The organism is Hyphomicrobium sp. CS1BSMeth3 (assembly GCF_900117415.1).
GTDB lineage: Bacteria > Pseudomonadota > Alphaproteobacteria > Rhizobiales > Hyphomicrobiaceae.
This window is the reverse complement of sequence record NZ_FPEI01000005.1, coordinates 375,388-391,395: the sequence shown is the minus strand read 5'-3', so window position 1 is coordinate 391,395 and position 16,008 is coordinate 375,388. Positions and strand designations below refer to the sequence as shown.

15 protein-coding genes are annotated in these 16,008 nt (G+C 62.4%); 7 read left to right on the top strand and 8 right to left on the bottom strand.

Annotation, left to right across the window (positions count from 1 at the left end; translation table 11 throughout):
• Positions 1-67: 67 nt before the first annotated feature.
• Positions 68-295, bottom strand: coding sequence for a hypothetical protein (locus CS1BSM3_RS10970; RefSeq protein ID WP_072387142.1), 228 nt, complete (start codon positions 293-295; stop codon positions 68-70).
• Positions 296-866: 571 nt separating this feature from the next.
• Between CS1BSM3_RS10970 and CS1BSM3_RS10965 the strand changes: the two genes are divergently transcribed.
• The 5 genes from CS1BSM3_RS10965 to phnF all read left to right on the top strand — a co-directional run bounded on the left by CS1BSM3_RS10965 (position 867) and on the right by phnF (position 6,809).
• Entirely contained in the window at positions 867-1,358 is a 492-nt protein-coding gene (locus tag CS1BSM3_RS10965; protein WP_072387141.1) for a hypothetical protein, read from the top strand.
• Between the two features lie 595 nt (positions 1,359-1,953).
• Positions 1,954-2,823, top strand: a complete 870-nt coding sequence (locus CS1BSM3_RS10960) for a TauD/TfdA dioxygenase family protein (RefSeq protein ID WP_083528510.1) — start codon at positions 1,954-1,956, stop codon at positions 2,821-2,823.
• Positions 2,824-2,895: 72 nt separating this feature from the next.
• Positions 2,896-3,882: a TAXI family TRAP transporter solute-binding subunit gene (locus tag CS1BSM3_RS10955; RefSeq protein WP_072387140.1), complete on the top strand. Its 987-nt coding sequence runs from the start codon at positions 2,896-2,898 to the stop codon at positions 3,880-3,882.
• A 39-nt stretch (positions 3,883-3,921) separates the two neighbouring features.
• A complete protein-coding gene (locus tag CS1BSM3_RS10950; RefSeq protein ID WP_072387139.1) occupies positions 3,922-6,039 on the top strand; it encodes a TRAP transporter permease in 2,118 nt (705 codons plus the stop codon).
• Positions 6,036-6,809: a phosphonate metabolism transcriptional regulator PhnF gene (phnF, locus tag CS1BSM3_RS10945; RefSeq protein ID WP_083528509.1), complete on the top strand. Its 774-nt coding sequence runs from the start codon at positions 6,036-6,038 to the stop codon at positions 6,807-6,809. The genes CS1BSM3_RS10950 and phnF overlap by 4 nt, the downstream gene beginning before the upstream one ends.
• 262 nt (positions 6,810-7,071) lie before the next feature.
• On the opposite strand, the gene CS1BSM3_RS10940 is transcribed toward phnF, so the two are convergent.
• The 4 genes from CS1BSM3_RS10940 to CS1BSM3_RS10925 all read right to left on the bottom strand — a co-directional run bounded on the left by CS1BSM3_RS10940 (position 7,072) and on the right by CS1BSM3_RS10925 (position 10,534).
• Positions 7,072-8,280 (bottom strand): relaxase/mobilization nuclease domain-containing protein, encoded by a 1,209-nt coding sequence (locus tag CS1BSM3_RS10940; RefSeq protein ID WP_072387138.1) that lies wholly within the window; start codon positions 8,278-8,280, stop codon positions 7,072-7,074.
• Positions 8,270-8,635, bottom strand: coding sequence for a plasmid mobilization relaxosome protein MobC (mobC, locus tag CS1BSM3_RS10935; protein ID WP_072387137.1), 366 nt, complete (start codon positions 8,633-8,635; stop codon positions 8,270-8,272). Before mobC ends, CS1BSM3_RS10940 begins: the two co-directional genes overlap by 11 nt.
• Positions 8,636-9,266: 631 nt before the next feature.
• Positions 9,267-9,485 carry a hypothetical protein gene (locus CS1BSM3_RS10930; protein WP_072387136.1) on the bottom strand — a complete coding sequence of 73 codons (219 nt, stop codon included), beginning with the start codon at positions 9,483-9,485 and terminating at the stop codon, positions 9,267-9,269.
• Positions 9,486-9,625: 140 nt separating this feature from the next.
• A complete protein-coding gene (locus CS1BSM3_RS10925; protein ID WP_072387135.1) occupies positions 9,626-10,534 on the bottom strand; it encodes an ArdC family protein in 909 nt (302 codons plus the stop codon).
• Positions 10,535-10,993: 459 nt separating this feature from the next.
• Here CS1BSM3_RS10925 and CS1BSM3_RS10920 point away from each other — a divergent pair, with 459 nt between their 5' ends.
• Positions 10,994-11,893, top strand: coding sequence for a Hint domain-containing protein (locus CS1BSM3_RS10920; RefSeq protein ID WP_072387134.1), 900 nt, complete (start codon positions 10,994-10,996; stop codon positions 11,891-11,893).
• A 346-nt stretch (positions 11,894-12,239) separates the two neighbouring features.
• Here the strand turns inward: CS1BSM3_RS10920 and CS1BSM3_RS10915 are convergent, their stop codons facing one another.
• Positions 12,240-13,583 carry a hypothetical protein gene (locus tag CS1BSM3_RS10915; RefSeq protein WP_072387133.1) on the bottom strand — a complete coding sequence of 448 codons (1,344 nt, stop codon included), beginning with the start codon at positions 13,581-13,583 and terminating at the stop codon, positions 12,240-12,242.
• On the opposite strand from CS1BSM3_RS10915, the gene CS1BSM3_RS10910 reads away from it, so the two are divergent.
• Entirely contained in the window at positions 13,569-14,198 is a 630-nt protein-coding gene (locus tag CS1BSM3_RS10910) for a hypothetical protein (RefSeq protein ID WP_143149166.1), read from the top strand. The genes CS1BSM3_RS10915 and CS1BSM3_RS10910 overlap by 15 nt on opposite strands.
• Before the next feature lie 201 nt (positions 14,199-14,399).
• Here CS1BSM3_RS10910 and rhuM read toward each other — a convergent pair whose 3' ends face one another.
• Both rhuM and CS1BSM3_RS10900 read right to left on the bottom strand, forming a co-directional pair.
• Entirely contained in the window at positions 14,400-15,383 is a 984-nt protein-coding gene (rhuM, locus tag CS1BSM3_RS10905) for a RhuM family protein (protein ID WP_072387131.1), read from the bottom strand.
• An 87-nt stretch (positions 15,384-15,470) separates the two neighbouring features.
• Positions 15,471-15,884, bottom strand: coding sequence for a hypothetical protein (locus CS1BSM3_RS10900; protein ID WP_072387130.1), 414 nt, complete (start codon positions 15,882-15,884; stop codon positions 15,471-15,473).
• Positions 15,885-16,008: the final 124 nt, after the last annotated feature.

Genomic DNA, 16,008 nt, shown 5'->3' with positions numbered 1-16,008 from the left:
GTTGTTGCTTTCGTTGATGAGGGTTGCGGGAGAGCGAGGTGGGCTCGCGCTCCCGCGTGGTGGTTGGTTAGTTCCCGGCGTTGGTTTGCTCGTCGGGTTTCTTCACCCGGATGACGAGGCGGCCGGCGTCCTTGCCGATCGGCATCATCTCGAGCTGGAGGTTCAGTCCGCCCTGGTCGTCGTGCATCCAGGCGGCGCCGATGCGGGTCCAGAAGCCCTTGGAGCCGGGTTTGCCTTCGCGGACGTGGAAGACATCGTGGGTCGGCTTGCGGTTGGTTTTCGGTTGGTTCGACATGGCTTTGATCTTTCGCTGATGGTCGGAGCTACCCTGTGCAGCTCCGTTGCACCCTTTGGGGACAGGCACACGGGCACGATGCCGGGCTGCAAACCGCGAAGCGGCGGCGAAAGGGAAGGGGCCCCTTGCAGCCGGCCCTGGGCGGCGTGGGCTGGGGCTGTCACGGTGCCAACGGTTGCGCTGTGCAGGGGAAGCACTGACGGAGAAAGTGAGAGCTGTCGGATTGCAGAAAGTGGGAAGTGCGTACCGCGTGGCTTTAATGGCGGCGGTCAAAGGTAAGAAGGCTTGGGTGGTGCAATTTGGTGCAGCTGGGTTGCCGGGCCTGGTCGTATGACGTTAGCCTTGAGCATGGCTGAGGCGAAGACGCGGGATGACTGGGATGCGGTGCTCACGACCGAGGAGCTGGCGGAGGAATTGAGCCATTGCGTCCCGGGCGATGTGCTGCAGGAGGAGAACCTGGGGTATTTTCACGATGAAGCGACACGGGCGGAGTTGCGTGCCTGGGCATTGGGTCGCGGATGGGACGTGGGTGACTACGGAGTGAGCCGGCCAGTGGCGGAGAAGGCGGGTGATGATCAAGCCGGAGGTGGGGCTGGTCGTGTGGTACGCGTACCTGTGGGCGCAGGACCGCGACGACGGACATGATGATGCGGGGAAGTTCCGACCCGCCGTTATCGTTGGGCTGAGGGGTGAGGGGAAGGCGCGGCGGGCGCTGCTACTGCCGATTACACATACGCTGCAGTACGACAACATGGGTGTGGAGATTGCGCGCCAGGAGCTGTTGCGTCTTGGTCTGGAAACGCACAAGCCGTCGTTCATAGTTACGCGGGAAGGCAATCGGGCGGCATGGCCGCTGAAGGAGATGCAGCCACGCGCGTACTACAAACCGGATAGCGCCGTGTTCGGTGTGATCCACCGCAAGTTTGTCGACGAGGCAGTGAAGGAGCTCAAGGCCAATCATGCCGAGAAGCGCGTGGTGGTGATTGACCGAGAGAAGCTTCGCAAAGACGTGGAGAAGGACGCGCTGGAATGGCGGCGTCGTCAGAGGGGGCGCTCACTTTAGGTTAGTTCCGTATGCTGGGATCAATAGCTGCTTTTGACCCGTAGCTGTCCTGAGCAGCTGCAGCGCGCCGGCCACGCCACCGGGACGCAGCGCAGAGAAAGGTCCTTTCGTCTCCTTGCTGATCACGATCAACAAGGCCGAATAGGTTCATCTTTTGCTTAGCCCCTGCCAGCGGACGTTCGCTGTCGCAGCCCCGGCATCCCCTCGCTCTGCGAGCAGCAGGCATTGCCGGGGACAATGGACTATTCGGCAAATTGGGGCACTGCGGATGATCGGATAGCAAAAGGCTACTGCGGAAATTGTCGGAGCAGCAAGACGTGTCCGTACCCCGCGCGTCAGTGGTGAGACTCCGAAACTTCAAGACCTACGCGCCCTGATCGAAAATGGGCGGGCAGCACGCCAGAATAAGCGACTTTGCCCCGAAGCTCTGTGGGGCCGAAGCGAAGCATCGCTGAGATCAGGATGTCGGAGCCTGATGCCGCACGGCAGGGCGTTCAGGCCATCACACAAACGAAATGCATTCGACGCACGAGCGTCATCGAGCCTCGCTAAAGACATACGTACAAGTTGACCGACCGAATGCGAGGCTCGAATTATGACATTCAACGTGCAGCAGCTAGGCCCTTCCTTCGTGGCAGAAATCACGGGCTTTACTCCGGAGCTATTGAGTGACGCCAAAGTCATGGCAGCTCTCCACCGGCATTATCTGGAGAACAAGACGGTTGTGCTTCGGGATGCAGCGCTCTCGCCCGAGCAGTTCGTCAAATTTTCCGAGACATTCGGATCATGCGACCCGCACCATGTCGTGGCGGTTCGTCATCCTGAGCAGCCGAAGATCACCATTCTCTCCAATCAAGATGAAACCGGCCGCAAGCCGGAGATGAAAACCTTCGGCGTCGGCTGGCACTCGGACTATTCCTATAAGCGCGTGCCATCCCGTGCGACGCTCCTGATGGCGGTCGTCGTGCCCGATCAGGGGGGAGACACACTGTTTGCCGATACGGTCGCAGCTTACGAGGCGCTGTCCGAAGCCGCCAAGCACAAGATCACTGGCCTGCGCGTTCGCCATGAATACCGTTTCATGAAGGATCGCTCGCGCCCCAGTGCACGCTGGAATTTCCTGAGTGAAGCCGAGCAAGCGGCGACCCCCGAGGTCATCCACCCGCTCGTCATCCGCCATCCCGAAACCGGAGCCTTGGCGCTCTTCATCGCCCCTGGCGACCTGTCAGGAGTCAAAGGCATCGTCGATATGGACGAGGCTGAAAGCGACGTGCTGCTCTCAAGCCTGTTTGACCACATGACGCAGGCTCACTTCACCTACCGCCACAAATGGCGGCCACGCGATCTTGTGATCTGGGACAACCGCTCGACCATCCATTCGGCGACGACGGATCAGCTGCCGGCGCATCAAGTCAGGCGCATGTATCGGATCACGACAAACGGTAGCGTGCCCATCGCCGCCTGATGCCGGCCCGTGTGCAATCGGATCGCAAGTCTGCGACCTAACCTTCCCACAATAGCAAACAGAGAAACAATTATGAGCGCTCGAGACATCCCTCTTAGTCGCCGAAGCTTCCTGTCCACCTCAGCCGCGGCCGTGGCTGCGGGCGTGCTCGCCCCCACGCTCCCCGCGCAAGCCGCAGATTTTGTCACGATTGTTGGCGGCCCGACGGGCGGTTCCTTTTATCCAATCAGTGTTGCTGTCGCCAATGCGATCAGCACCGCACTGCCCGATACTCGTGTCCAAGTCCAGCAAACTGGCGGGTCGAACTTGAATGTCACTCTCGTTATGGGCGGGAAGGCGGAGCTCGGTATCGCGCTGGCTGACGTACTATCGACTGCCATGCGAGGGGCGGATCCGAAGCGATTTCCAAAGCCGATGCAAGGGCTGCGCGGCATCGCTTCGATCTTTCCCAGCCACGTGCACCTGATGGTTCGAGCCGACTCAGGCATCAAGAGCATCGAGGATCTCCGCGGCCGCATCATGAACGTCGGCGCGCCCGGCGGCGGCAGCGAGACAAACGCTCGCGCCATTCTTGCTGCGTCGGGCATGTCCTTCGAGGATCTGAAGCGCGTGGATTTCCTTGGCGCCGGCGACGCGGGTGACGCGGTTCGCAACCGACGCATCGATGGCTTCTTCCTGTCAACGGGGCTAGGCGCGCCGATGGTGCAGGAACTGCAAACGGGAGTCGACATGGTCGCCGTGCCGATCCCTGCGGAGCTTGTCAAGAAGATCGGCGACTCGGCTTATGTCGCAACCGAGATCCCAAGCGGCACCTATCAGGTGCAGGGCCTACCAGCCCCCGGCGTGGTGGTATGGACCCAGCTCTTCTGCAGCGAGAGTCATCCAGCGGAGAAAGTACGCAGCTACCTTGAGGCGATCTTCGCCGATCTCCAAAAGTTCCGTAGCGGTCACGCCGCGCTTCGCGAGTTCTCATTGGAGCGCGCCGTTCAAGGGATGCCGATCCCTCTCCACGATGGTGCGAAGACGTTTTTTGCTGCGCATGGCGTGACGGCGGGCTGATCGCCGCCCGCTCTCTGCAACGAATAGGATGATGGCCCAATGACACACGCCAGCTCCAATCTCGCGCCGGATGCCACAGTGAATACACTCTCGGCAGCGGATGCACTTGAGATGAAGCTCGAAGGTGCAGCCGACATCGGACTCGGCGTGACCCGCTGGGCCATCATCATGGTGGCGATGATCTTCGCGGCCTTCCAGATGTGGACCGCGCTGGTCAACCCGCTTCCTGCAATAACTCTGCGTAGCGTGCATGCCGCATTTCTGGTCATGCTGTGCTTTCTGATTTTCACTTCCGACATGAGGCCGCGGCTTGGCCACGCCGCTTGGTACGACTGGTTATTGATTGCTCTGTCGGCTGTTTGCGGCGCCTATTTCTGGACGGAGAGCGCGCAGTTCGCCTATCGACCGGGCTTTCCCACCACCGCTGATTTGGCGGTGGGCAGCGTCTTCGTCGTTCTCGTATTCGAGGCGACACGTCGCGCGACCGGATATGCGCTGCCGCTCATGGCGGGAACGATCCTGCTATGGGGTCTTTTCGGACACTATCTGCCTGGGCCCTTGGTGCACCGGGGTTATGGGTTCGATCAAATCATTGAGCAATTGGTGATCGGGACCGAGGGCATGTTCAGCACTGCGACGGCCGTATCAGCCACCTACATCTTCCTGTTTGTACTGTTCGCCTCCTACCTGCAGCAATCAGGTATCCTTACGTTGTTTAACGACATTGCCATTCGATTCGTCGGCGGCTGGCGTTCGGGGCCGGCGCAGGCCTGCATTCTGTCTTCGGCAATGATGGGGACTGTCAGTGGCTCAGGTATCGCCAATGTCGTCACTTCTGGGCAGGTGACGATTCCTTTGATGCGGCGTTACGGCTACAAGCCGGAATTTGCGGCTGGGGTCGAGGTCTCGTCCAGTATGGGCGGCCAAATCATGCCGCCGATCATGGGAGCCGGCGCTTTCGTCATGGCCGAGATGCTCGGCATTCCCTATGTGACGATCGCTTTGGCGGCGGCAATTCCGGCAATCTTGTATTTCGTCGGTATTGCTTGGGTCTCTTATCTGGAGGCGCGGCGCCTCAATCTTTCGGTCATGACCGGCGTTGCCATGGGGGCGTCCGAAGCATCAATCCGAGGTCGTCTGCATCTGCTTCTGCCTCTGGTCGTGATCATGGCGCTTCTCTTCTTCGGCTATACGCCGCTCTACTCGGCGATTGTGGCACTGTGTTTCACGATCACATTGATACTGACGGTGCCGCTGGCCGAGTTGTGCCCGCCGAGGACCCGATGGATCGTGCATATCGCAAGTTTCGGCGTCGCCACCGCGTGCATGGTTGTCATCGCCGATCCGCAGATTCTGACGCTACTGGTTGCCGTGCTTGCCGTAGTCTGCGCGAGCTTTGCTGGCGGGCGTCAGACGTTGCGGCGCTGTTTCGAGAGCACGTATCACGGCACGATCAATGCCGTGGCCGTGGGCATAACCTGCGTAATTGTTGGCGTGTTCGACGGCATCTTCGGGCTAAGCGGTGTGATGCTGGAGGTCGCATCGGGTCTGGTGACACTCGGCGCTGGCCATCTTTGGCTCAGTCTGACTATGGCAATGCTTATCTGCCTCCTGCTCGGCCTGGGCCTGCCGACCGTGCCGAGCTATGTCATCTGTGCTGTGGTCGTGACGCCCCCGCTTGTACAATTGGGCGTCAGTCCGCTGGTCGCGCATATGTTCGTGTTCTACTTCTCCGTTCTGGCGCAGCTTACGCCGCCCGTAGCGCTCGCTGCGATCGCGGCGCTCCCGTTCGCGGGGCCCGGCGCTTCCTCGCTGCGGATTGCGGTGATCGGCACGATGCTGGCGCTATCAGGGCTGCTCGTACCCTTCGTGGCCGTTTATTCACCTGAACTTCTGTTGGTCCAAGGCACTTGGGCAGACACGGCCCTCGCAACGATCAGAGTGTTGATAGCGATGATTTATTGTGGCGTCGCCATGGTCGGGTACTTCCGCGCAGCCGTCGGCTTATTGCGACGCCTAGTACTCACGGCGGCGGCCATCCTGCTGGTCGCGACCGATCCGCTATGGTATGGCGCGGGAATATTGCTTGGGTTGGCCGTCTTGATTGAGAACGGCTTGAGGGCAGGCGGCAAGCCGGAACACTGGCAGGCTTCATGACGAAGAGTTGTGTGGATGGAAGCTCGCCCACGGGTAATCGTGCGATCTGGTCTCGGCTGACGTTAGAGCTGCGTGGAGAGATTCTTTCGGGCCGTTTCGCCGAACACGAGCAGTTGCCCGGCGAGAATGACCTTGCCGAGTTGTTCAGTGTCCATCGGCACACCGTCAGAAAGGCAATCCGTGCCTTGGAAGGCGAGGGCCTTTTGCGTGTCCGGCATGGCAGCGGCACCTACATCAATCGAGAAGTCATTGACTACCACATCGGAGTGCGTACTCGTTTTACCGAGAACCTGATGCGCCATGGGTTGAGCAGCAGAGGCGATCTGCTCGCTTGCACAACGGTAGCCGTGCCCGAAGATGTGGCTAATGCCTTGGCGCTGGACGCCGGCGCCGGCGCCGAGGTGATCCGCTTGGATCTCCTGCGCTATGCAGCCAATCAGCCTATGTCCTTCGCCACTCACTATCTGCAAGCAGGTCGTTTTGACGGAATAGATCTCCGCTTCGCGGAACTCCGCTCATTGACTAGTGCACTCAAGACCTTCGGCATTGAGGACTACATACGCATCGAGACCCTCGTAAGCGGCAGGCTGCCGACCGAGTTAGAAAGGGCCAACCTGAAAATTGCCTCGACCTCTCCAATCTTCGAGATACGTGGGCGCAATGCCACGCGGGACGGAAAGGTGTTTCTCTACACGGTCGCCCGCATGCCTTGTCTTCGCGTGCAGCTGAGCTTCGGCGGAGACGGAGAAGGCTATAAGGGTCAGGAATAATCTGGCTCTCGAATATCTATTCTATGAGCAAGCCTCCTTTGCTGTTGTAGCCAAGTCTTTTCTGGCAAAGTGACGGCAATAAACGATCGACGGACCGCGTCTTAGACCGGACTTGGTCGTTGCTGCTAGTTGTATTGCCAGTTTTGGCGAGCCGATGATCGCTTGCTGGGAAACACACCTTTATACGGTGCACCGTCCGGATCGATGCATTGGTCTTCTTCTGGCCCTAAGCTGAAATTGGACGTGAGGCTATTGCAGGGGTTTAGCGGTCAATCTTGTGCGATTTTAAGCGGTAGCTGGTGCTCGAAGTTGCGGAAAATGGTGTGAAATCAGGCGGCGGCGACAGGGCAATGCGCAGGCGGTGTGTTGCGCGAGAAGGGTGCCGTTGGCGGCGGGTGGCGGCAGGGCGCTTGTTTGCTGGATCCGGAGAGGGGCTTGGGCGTGGTGCGGTCATGGATGTGCTAGCCAGCAGATGGGTCTTGATGAGCTTATCGAGCATGGCAGCAGATTCTTTGAGCCTACGGCGCTCCTGCCGGCCCTCGATGGTTTCCGAGATGGCGGTGCGGACGTCGTCCTTGCTGATGAGGCCCCAGGCGGCAAGGCCCTTGGCGATGTCGACGGCATCGACGAGCGGGATGTGACGGCGTTCCGGTGTCGGCTTGAATAGGCTGGCAATTGCGGCGGCCGGGAAGCGCGACATGGATTTTGCCGAACGCTGGAGCCGCAGGGCGGACAGCTTGGTGTAGCCATTGGCATTGCCGACAATCCATCCCGATGCCTTGGGCTCGAGGGCGTAGCCATCGCGGGCGAACAGATCCTCCAAATCCTCCCAGGAGGAACCTGCATCAATGCCGTCTGAAACGCGGGCGCCGTAGACTTCGGCTTCGTCACGGCTCCACTGAGGGCGGTTGGTGGGGGCGCCGCGCTTGGCCGCGTAGGTGGCGCGGCTGTTGGGTTTCTTGCGTCGGTGCTTGGTCTGCTCGGGATTGTAGGCGTGGGCCGGTGCATAGAGGAAGCCGTGGGTCTCCGAGAGCTCGCGCATGATGGCGTCGAAGCGGGCGTAGTCGTGGGCCTGGTGCCAGGCCTTGCCGGTTTCGGGATGCACCCTGTTGATCAGCATATGCAGGTGGCGATGCGGCCGGTCGTCGTGGCCCATGATGAGCGCCTGGTGTTCGCCGAGGCCAGCCATCGCAAGGGTCTTGAAGGCAATGTCCTGCATCTGCTCCGGCGTTGGCCGCTCCTTTTCATGCCAAGCGATCATCAGATGATAGGCGGCCTTGCGCGTGCGCGCCGAGAGGCCGGCCGTGGCCTGCATGATGCGCGCGGCGCGTTCGGGATCGTCGGTGGGAATGTTGTGCGGGAGTATCCAGGCAACGCGTTCGGGATGCGGCGTGGTGCCGGGCTTGCCATGCACGAGATAGCGCGCGAGCGCGTGAAAGTCGTTGGTGGCTGGCGCAATGCTAGCGAGCACTTGGTGCTACGCGGTCCATGGCTTCGAGCACTTCGGCAAGCGCGCGGTTGATTGTTGCGGCCGCGACAGGAACCATCTCCGTGTTGGCCTGGCGGGCAATCTGGTTGAGGTTGTTGCCGATCCGGGAGAGGGCGGCCATCAGTTGCGGGTTTGGTCGGAAGTGCGGGAGGCTAACCCTCTGCGCATGGATGTGAGCTGTGAGAATAGCGCGGGTGAGGTCGGAGGCGGTGATGCTGCGGCTGGCCGCCTCGTTGGCGAGAGCGATGTGGTCGTCTTCGGTCACGCGCGTGTAGATCTGACGGGGTTTTGTGAGCTTGGGTTTTGATACCCCTTTTCGGTAACCGCGTGTGGGCATGAGGCCTCCTTGTTGCTGAAAGGAACGGGGCAGGGGCCGCCGCAGGCGGTGTCCGCGCGGTCACACCGCGCGGCGAGGGCGTTTTTGGCATTTTGTCCAGAAACGCATACCTCGCCCCGTTCCTTTCAGCTTCACATCGCATCTCAATGCATACAAGGCGCATGCACAGGGGTTCATCAATTCCATTGCAGGAATCTCACATGTGGAAAGTGGAGTATCAAAAGTGAGATGGGTGCCACCGGGGGCTCTGCCCCCGGACCCCCGAAGTACGGAAGACGTGAGGGCGTAGAATGTATACAAGAAGGGGCGTTGCTCAGCGTTATGGGGTTATTCGGAGATGTGCTCGCAGTGCCATAGGGGGTGGAGGCATGTTGTGTTCGGTGCGCGATGAGTATTGGCGCGGACCGGGTGTTGGGGGAGGATGTTAAGTACGGGACAGCCGAAGGGCGATGACCGTAGACGTGAGGAAAGCCGTTGGATACGCGGCCCTCATGGGATTCGAAGGCGTCCCACTGCGCTGGAAACGGCAGGGGCGCTTTTTTGCGCATTGAGGCGCGCATTGGCCCATTGCGGGACGTGCCGGCCGGCGGGCCGGCCCTCGAGCCAGGCCGGACGGCTGGCGATATCTTCGTCAGTTGAGCTGGTTTGTAAGGCGCGCAATCTTGCGGATCAGCACGTCGCTCAAGGATTCCAAAGGATGTTTTGCGGCGTGGAGGGCATGAAAGACGTCGTTGTCAACGGGGACGCGGTGGGTGCCATCGGCGAGGCGTTCGGTATTGTCGATGGTGATGCGGGGACCAAACTGCTTGATGGCGGCGAGGGCTTCGGCGGTGATGATGATGGTTTTCAAGAGGTGATTTCAATCGTTGGCGTTGGGAAGGTATGGGGATGTTGCAGGGGATGGCAAGTTTTCGCGTTCTTTGTCCGATGATCGGATGTTTGCCGAAAGCGTGAGAGAGCCGCTGCCTGGAGGCAGCGGCGATGATGCCGCTACGCGGCATCGGTGGCGGCGGATGCGCCGGGCTGGCGGGCAATCATCCAGGCGAGGGCTTCCTGCGCCCGCGCTGCGGCCGTGAAGATGGCGCGCTTATCGTCCTTGAGCGCCTTCAGCCAATTTGCGATGTACCGGGCGTGGTCGTCGCGCGGCTGCGCCGAGAGGCCGAGATAGGCCATGGTGTAGGCCGAGATCAGCTCGGCCACGAGCTCCTCGCCGGCATACTCGGGGGAACCGAAGCGCTTGCCGAGGTCGCGGTTGAGGCGGTGCTTGGCTCCAGTCGCATGACCTGCCTCGTGAAAGATGACGCTCAGCCAATCGAGCGTGCGCTGTTCCTCGGTGGAGGCATCGAAGTAGCGCTCATCGGGCATCGTGATGCTGTCATCGGACGGGCGATAGAATGCATTCTCGCCGCCGGTGACGAGCGCGATACCGAGATGGCGGAAGAACGCCTCGGCTTCGGCGTGCTTCTGGATGGGCGGACGCTCGGGGATGGCCGGAAGCTCGTAGCCGTCGACCTGGGCGACGTTGAAGACGGAGTAGGCGCGGGCGACCTTGCGGCTACCGTCGTCATCGGTATTCTCCGGGTCGGGATCGACCGAGTATTGCTTGTAGAAGACGATCAGATTGGCCTTTTCGCCCTTGCGGACTTGGGCGCCGGCTTCTTTCCAGGCTTTGTAGGTGGCGAAGGTCAAATTGGAGAAGCCGCGCATTTGCGCTTGGGCAAGCAACAGCAGGATGTTGATGCCTTGGTAGTGCGTGCCCTCAGCATTGCGGGGGAGCATGGAGAACATGCCTGGGCGGTGCCACGGCATGCGCACGTCACCGCCGACGCCCGCCTCGATGGCGGCAATGATGTGGTCGGTGACGGCCTGGTGGACATCGAACGCGGAAACTTTCGACACGGGAACCTCCTCGGTTTCGGCGGCGGCCGTGATGACCGGCGCTGACGCCGTGAGAGCCCGTGGGCGGGGAGGGGCCCGCACCCTCGTGGGCGCGCCCTTAGGCGCGAGGCTTGCCCTTGCGGGATACCCGCTCCGGGCTAGGCGTCTTGTTGCGCCGGTCGGCCGGGGGCGATGGGAGGTGGGTGTCGCGATTGCGTGCGATGTCGGCCAGCACGGGCGGGGATTGCCACACGGCTGTGGTCGAGCGGAGCGGGGTGAGGACGAGCGCCACGGTTGGGGACAGGACGCCGGCGGAAGGGAGGTTGGCGGATAATTGAGCGAGGATGGCGCGTCTGGGCCGGGGATTGGGCTGGAAAACGGGTGTGCCCGGCATGGCAGGCGCCTGCGAACAGTGTTTTCTTGGATCTGTTCAGTTGTCGTTTCAGTGAACGGATTTATTGCCAAGGAGAGACTGCGAAAATGACAGTGACTTCAGATCGCAAAGATGGGGCGCCGGGTATTGCTTTGTCGCGGCGGAGCATGGTGGCGGCGTTGGGGGTGTTGGCCACGAGTGCAGGTGGCGTGACCTCGCGGGCGTTGGCGCAGGTGCCACCGCCTATGCCGCCGCCGCCGAGCGACTACGTGCCGCCGCCGATGCCGATTCCGCCGGGCGGGTATGTGCCGCCGCCCATGGGGTCAGGGGGTGGCCAGTGCTTCCTCGAGGGAACGCGATTGGCGGTGCCGGGCGGGGAGGTGCCGGTCGAGGGCCTGCGGCCGGGAGATATGGTGCTGACGGCGTCGGGTGCGCGGCGGCAGGCGGGTTTCGTGGGTTGGTTCAGTGTTGAACGCGACACGTCGGGGCGGTGGCCTTTGGCTGGCCTTCCGGTGCGGGTGCGGCGGGGAGCGCTAGGCGCCGGGTTGCCGGCGCGCGACCTGTTCGTGACCGGAGCTCACTTGTTGTTTCTCGGCGGGGTTTTGGTTCCGGCGGAAGATCTGATCAACGGGGTGAGCATTGCCTGGGCGGACGTGGCGGGTGAGCGTTTGCGCTACTTCCACGTGGGTCTGGCGTCGCATGACGTGGTGCTTGCCGAGGGTCTGGGTTGTGAGAGCCTTCAGGTAAGTGACGTGGCTAGGAGTGCGGCGGGCTTCGACAATGGTGCGGAGCTGGTGGCGTACTACAGGGGGCTGCGTCCCGGCGAGATGGTGGCGTGCGCGCGCGTGATGGCTTTCAACGGTGGGCGCGCGGCCTTGCGCTCGCGTTTGCGGAGCGCGCTGGCGGTGGTGCGGGACGTTCGCGATGTGCGTGACAGGGTGCGGGATGAGGCAGAAGCGCGGCTTGCGCGTGCGGTTGGGCCGGTGATGGGCCTGGTGCCCGCGTAAGGTTGTGATCTGCTGACAGGATGTGTGTGAGGGGCGTCGCTGCGGCGGCGCCCTTTTTTGTGGGGGTTGCGGTTCTGGTCGCGCGGCCGGCCGCCCTTTCGAGCCGGGCCGGGCGATGGGTTTGACGGTGAGGGCGGGGTTAGAGCGGGAAGGGGTTTTCGGCCGGGTCTGGAGGTTTGGCTGCGCGGGCGCGCGGGTTTGGCGTGGACTGCCCGCAAGAGTGAGTTGCACGCTCAAATTCAGGATATTCGATTGCAGAGGCCATGCTCGTCTTCATAGGGCTCGAGCCACCCGCGTTAGCGGGTGGTTTTGTTTTGGCGGCCTGACTGGCTTGCGGTCTCGGCGGTCAGCGCTCGGGCGCGTGGTGGTCCCATGGGGGGAACGGCGTGAGCGGTGGCTCGCCGTTCATGAGGCGTTGTTCGCTGGCCGTGGGGATGTATCGGGGGGCGTGGATGGTGGCTCTCGCGCTTGCCGCGATGGTGCCTTCGAGGTGGCTTGGCAGGTGGAGGTTTTCGGCGCTACGGGCGCTGATGCGCCCGCGTTCGTGGAGGGGGGCGGTGAGGGAGGTGGCATGAAGGGCGTGGATGGCGCCGGTGCGGTGCTGCGGGAGGTCGAGCTGCAGGAGGTTGTTCGCGACGAGCTCGCCGGTGGTGAAGGCGGGGAGATCGATGTTGTGCACGGAGGAGAGCAGGAGGTCGCCTTCGCGGTGACGGGGCAGGTGGACGTCGGATGCGAGGAGGGCGGTGACGTTGCCGGTTTCGTGCAGGGGGAGGGAGAGGGTGGTGGCGACGTCGGCTTCGACAGTGCCGTGGCGGTGTTGAGGCAGGTGGACGCTTTTGGCCGAGCGAACGCGCACATGCCCGTCCTGAAGGCGGGGCAAGTTGATCTCCTTGGCGCTGTAGGCCGTGACGTTGGCATGTTCGATGAGCGGGGCGCTGAGATACTCGACGGCGTGGAGAGAGAGGTCGCCGCGGCGGAAGGCGGGGAGGTCGAGGTCGAGGAGATTGTTGGCCTCGAGGATGCCAGTGTGGAACTTCGGCAGATGGACGCTGGGTGTGTAGAGGGCGGCGATGCGGCCGTGTTCGAAGTTGGGAAGGTGGAGGTATTGGGCGAGCACACGCAGCGTGCCGCCTTTGAGCTGAGGGAGGGAGAGGGTTTCACGGGCGTGGAGGTGCAGCTCGGCGCGGGGATAGGTTGGAATGTGCTGAAGCATGTCGGCGGGGACGTAGCCGAAGTCGGCGATGATGTGCGGGGTATCGGCGGCGCGGACGATGTCGGCGGCCGAGCTGCTGGTTGGCATGAGGATGGTGCCGGCGAGGGCGTGTTGGATGCTGTCGAGGGTGGCGGGGACAATGGTGCCGGAGGTTGTGAGGACGTGGCCGGCGCGCAGTTGGGGCAGGGGCTTGATGGTGGTGAACTCGAGTGTGTCGCGTAGCGCACCGAGGGCGCGGCAGAGAGGGGGGAAGCAGACGGCATTGACGTCGAGGGTTGGACTGGCGCCTTCGATCTGGGCAATGGCGCGGGTGGTGGTGAGGTATTCGATGGTGAGGGCGGGTTTGCCGTTCTCGGTGAGCGTGAGGATGCGGCTCTCGCCGCGGTGGATCTTCTGCCAGTAGACGAGTGCATATCGGGCATCAGGGTGCTTTTCGGCGATGCCGAGGGCCTCTAGGGCCTCATGATCCCGGAGCACACCGACGCAGTGGCCGAGGGCGGCGCTGTCGAGCTGGAGGTGGCGCGGGTCGGTGGCTTCTTCCAGGCGCCAGGGGCCGTCTTGCCAGAGGATGGTGCGCGGTGGCGCATTGGCGAGGAGCGCGCGGCGGAAGCGCGCGGCGGCCTGCTGGCTGGCTTGCTCGTGCGTGCGCAGGATGGCGGCGATGTTGGTCCGCGTGGTGATGAGGTCGGGGCGCTCGCGGAGCGCATCGGCGAGGATGTAGGCGGGGAATTCGGCGATGGCTTCGGGCGTTTGGGCGCCGGTGCGCGAGAGGTGGCTCAGCAGCTTGGCGGTGAGGGCGGTGAGCTGCGCGTCATCGAGGTCGAGGCTGCCCGATTGAATGACGACGGTGAGCAGTTGGGCGGCGATGGAGCGCGTCAGGCGGTCGGCGGTGAAGGGGATTTTGAGGGCAAAGTCGGCGCCGGTGGTGGTCTTGCCGGAAAGTATGCTTTCGACGGCCTCCTGGGCGATGTCGCGGATGGGGCGGGTATATCCAGGCAGGTCTCCATGCTTTCCTCGTTGCCGAGGGTATGGGGCGGTGTGGGTTTATTGCAAGGGGGCGGGGTTATTTTAGCGTCGGCGGAAGGGGTTTAGGGCGCTTTGCCGCTCTTGGTCATTATTGATGACGGGGGCGGGCCGGCCATCCCTGCTTCGGGCTAGGCGTCTCGTTGCGCCGGTCGGCCGAAGCCGCGAGGAGGTGTGCCGGGTGAGCGTGGGAGGACACGGGGCGCCGCCATGATCATGGCGCCGCGCGGAGTTGGTCGGTGAGGGCGTTCGTGGAGCGGGTGGGTTTGGCTAGCTGATGAGGTTCATGATCAGCCGGATGATGAGGTCTTTCTGTTTGGGAGCGCTTTGCGCTGTGAGCAGCGCAAGGGCGACAAGGGCAGTGTCAGTTATGCGGCCGTGCAGTCCATGGCGCGCCAGGTAGCTGACGAAGAGAAAGCTGCCGATGCGCTTGTTGCCGTCGGCAAAAGGGTGGTCTTTGATGACGAAGTACAGCAGGTGCGCGGCGCGGATCTCGGCCGATGGGTAGAGGGCTTGGCCATCGAATGTTTGGGCGAGGCCTTCGATGATGGCATCGAGTTGAGGGCCGCGTTCCAATCCGAAAAGGTCAGTGGCATCGCCCTTGTCCAAGAGGTCGCGCTTGAGAGTGGAAATGGCCCTGCGCGCCGCGGTCGGCGACAGGGGGAGTGGACGCCGGGAGGAGGGCGTGGGGGCACGTAGCGCATCTTCGTCGTAAGCGAGGAGGAGACTCCAGCTTCGGGCATAGTGCTGGATGACGTCCAGGATGGCTTGGCCTTCGCCTTCGATAAGGCCTTCTTGGGACAAGGTCGTGGCGAGCAAATCGATGGTGGCGCGGAGTTCGGCGGTGCCGCGTGCTTCGAGGCGCTGCGCGTCGAGACTGTAACCCTTCAGCAAATGGTCGCGGAGGACGCCGCTTGCCCAGATACGAAACTGCGTGCCGCGTTTAGAGTTGATCCGGTAACCGACGGAGAGAATGGCGTCGAGGTTATAGTGAGGAATGGTGCGTTGGACTTGGCGCCTGCCTTCAGTTCGAACCACTAAGAATTCCTTAGTGGTTCGTTTGGGGGAGACCTCCCTTTCTCGAAATACGTTGCGGAGGTGCATGGTGATGTTCGGGGCGCTGGTAGCAAACAACGCTGCGATTTGATGCTGGGTTAGCCAGAGGGTGTCAGCTTCGACCCGCACATCCAGCGAGAACGTTCCGTCCACCGTGAAGACGGCGACATTGGTTCCGGGAGCGGTGCGAGAGGGCATTCCTTGGAGGATGCGGGGCGTGCCCGCGCATGGCAAGCCAACTGCCTACGATTGCAGCACGCAAATCATACAGGTGGATTGAACTCGTCAGCGGGCACGGCTGCGAAGAATGGCGTGCGGGCTCTTGGGTTGATCCTTGCGTGGAGGTGGCCGGTGGGGCGGCGTGGCGACGTAAGCCGTGTCGTAGGACTGCTTGCGCGGCGCGGGCGCGCGGCGGCCGTCGAACGGATCTGGTGTGTGGTGGTTCATGATGGCGTGGTACGGCACGCCTTTGAGGTCGGAGGGCGCGACGCCGATTTCATCGGCGAGGGCTTTCAGGATGTGGATGGCCCATTGGTGCTTCTGATGATGGTCGAGGTGGGTGCCGCTCAAGCCTTCCTGCATGTGGAATGTCCACGACGCGTCTTCTTGGCTGGGTTCGATCCAGCACTCGATGCTGGCCTTGCCGCCGAGATAGATGCGGGAATTGCCGTGGGGATCGACGGCATGCGTGATGATCATGCGGAGATGTTACGGGGCAGGTGGGGGGACGGCGCAATGCCGTGTGCACAAAGTGTGGGCATGGCGCATACAGGTGGCGCGTTCGATGGCACGGGGGTGTGTTGCGAAGGACATAATTAGTTGG